Consider the following 2392-nt stretch of genomic DNA (forward strand, 5'->3'; position numbering starts at 1 on the left):
GATTGCCACGGCCGGCGCGGGCGGCCAAGGCAGCGAGGCGGCCGCCCCCCTGCCCCCGGCCCTGCTGCACCGCATTGCCGGCATGCGCATCGCCATCCCGCCGCTGCGTGCCCGGCGCGAGGATATTCCGCTATTGTTTGCCCACTTCGCGCAAGAGGCCGCTGCCCGCGCCCGGCTGCCAGTGCCACGCCTGGTGCCCGCCGTGCAGGATCGGCTCGATCATCACGCATGGCCCGGCAACGCCCACGAACTGGCCCGCTTTGCCCAGCAGTTCGTGCTGGGCCTGGTCACGCCCGACAGCAGTGACAATGCTGCGCCTGCCCCGCAACCCTTGGCAGACCGCGTCGACGCCTTCGAGCGCGAGGCGATCATCGCCGCCGTGCGCGCCGCGCAAGGGCGCATTGCCACGGCGATCGCCACGCTGGGGCTGCCGCGCAAGACCTTTTACTACAAGATCAACAAGCTGGGCATCGATCTTCAGGCTCTGCGGCAAGAATGACAGCGCCGCGCCAAAACGGAACGATGCCGTTCAATTGAGCAGGGCGGCTTCTCCCCACACCACTGGATCGGGCGCCACGCTGGCATTTTCCGGGCGAGCGATCAGCTCGATCAGATGCACGCCGCGCACATCGGCCGCAAGCGGCACCAGCGCATGGCCCGCGTGCAGCGGTGCGGACTGCGCCAGCAAGCGTCCATCGCCATAGACCAGGAACGTCACCGCGCCGCTGTTGCCCCAGGCCGCATCATCCACCCCGACGCGCGCGGTGAAGCGGGCATGGCCGGCGTTGCGCACTTCCATACGCGATCCAGCCAGGATGCCGATCCCGGTATCGAGCTTTTCGTGGCCGGCCTGTAACTGCTGGCCATAGGGGCCGGTATCGACCGCCGCCCCGCCCCAGCCGCCATAGCGCGGATGCTCGCCGCCCCCGCGCGTATCGTTCCACGGCAGCAAGCCGCGATGCACCAGCGGATCGGGCTGTGGTTGCACCACGCCATCGATCGCCGGATTCACACTGCCGGGCATTTCCGACAGATATAGCCCGCCCGCCAGGCGATGGCGGCCCACCAGCTTGAGCAGCACGGTTTCATGCGGGCCAAGCGGCACAGTGGTTTCGCCGGTGAAGCTGCCGGTCTTGCCGGTCCACAGGTCGGTCGTGGCGATCGTTCCGGTCAGCTTGGCATGCTCGGCCGTCAAGGTGGCGTGGGTCGGCGCGGCGCTGCGGTTGAGCAGGGCCACCGCCTTGGTGCCATCGGCCAGCGTCTTGACGTAGATCTGCACTTCGGCGCTGTCATAGGCGAGCACGGCCTGGTTGCCGGCGCGATCCTGGTTGAGCGCAATCGCCTGGGCCCAGCCGAGCAGCGCGATCTGGTCGGACGTGGCCTGGCGCAGGTCCATCCCGATCAGCAGCGGGGCGTTGAGCATGGCCCACAGCGCCAGGTGCGAGCGCGCCTCCACCATATGCGCGGCATCGAATTCGCCCTTGCCGATGAACAGCATGTCGGGATCGTTCCAACTGCCGGGATGGGCATAGAGCGCGCGCCGCGCCGTGGTATCGAGGTTGTGCAGCATGCGCGCCCAGGTGGGCGAAATGTCCTCGCTGGTGCGGCTCATGTTGCCGATGTCCTTGCCCCAGCTGCGCACGTCGGCCGATCCCCACAGGCACAGCGACAGGACATAGTCGCCCGCCGGGCGGGTGCGCGCCAAGGCATCGGCCACCGCGCCATAAAGCCGGCGCACTTCGGCAATGTCGGTGCGTGGCAGGTCATCGAAATCGATCACCGGCCCGAGCGGGCGATAGAGCCCGGCCTTGACCCGCGGATTGTCTGGCCCAAGCCCGCGGATGCCGCAGCCATCCACCTTGATCAGGTCGAAATTCCACTCGCGTAAATATAGTGCGATATCCTGCTCGACATGGCCATAAAGGCCGGTTTCGCGCTCAGCCTGGGTGCCTTCGGGCAGATTGGGCGCATCCGCGCCGCCGAACACCTGGCTGCAGGTGTTGCGGCCAATGTCGGAATAGATTCCGGCCTTCAGGCCCATGGCATGCAGCCGATCGGTCAACGGGCGCAAGGAGGTGCCGCCATCGGCCGTTGTGGCAGACGGGAAGTTGGCCGTGCGCACCAGCATGCGGCCATCGGGCATGCGCCGCTTGAGCCACCAGCCATCGTCGATATCGACATAGCGATAGCCCTTGGCCGCCAGGCCACTGTCGACCAGCAAGCGGGCCGAGGCCATCAGCTTGGTTTCATCGACCGCCGCGCCAAAGGCATTCCAGCTGTTCCACCCCATCGGCGGCGTGGCGGCTTGCCCGCGCGTGTTGGCGCTCCACCGGCCAGTGGGCGCCAGCGGATCGGGCGCCGCTGCGGCGTGGCAGCCCGGCGTCAGGCAGGC

Annotated in this window: 2 protein-coding genes; one reads left to right on the top strand and one right to left on the bottom strand. The window is 67.9% G+C overall.

Annotated features, from left to right (window positions below; genetic code table 11):
• Nucleotides 1-499: helix-turn-helix domain-containing protein (locus tag H926_RS28760; protein ID WP_043610396.1), on the top strand; the 499-nt coding region annotated here is incomplete at its 5' end.
• Nucleotides 500-529: 30 nt separating this feature from the next.
• Here H926_RS28760 and H926_RS0118370 read toward each other — a convergent pair.
• A complete protein-coding gene (locus H926_RS0118370) occupies nucleotides 530-2386 on the bottom strand; it encodes an NPCBM/NEW2 domain-containing protein (protein ID WP_051146432.1) in 1857 nt (618 codons plus the stop codon).
• Nucleotides 2387-2392: the final 6 nt, after the last annotated feature.

Source organism: Novosphingobium sp. B-7, assembly GCF_000410615.1.
GTDB lineage: Bacteria > Pseudomonadota > Alphaproteobacteria > Sphingomonadales > Sphingomonadaceae > Novosphingobium > Novosphingobium capsulatum.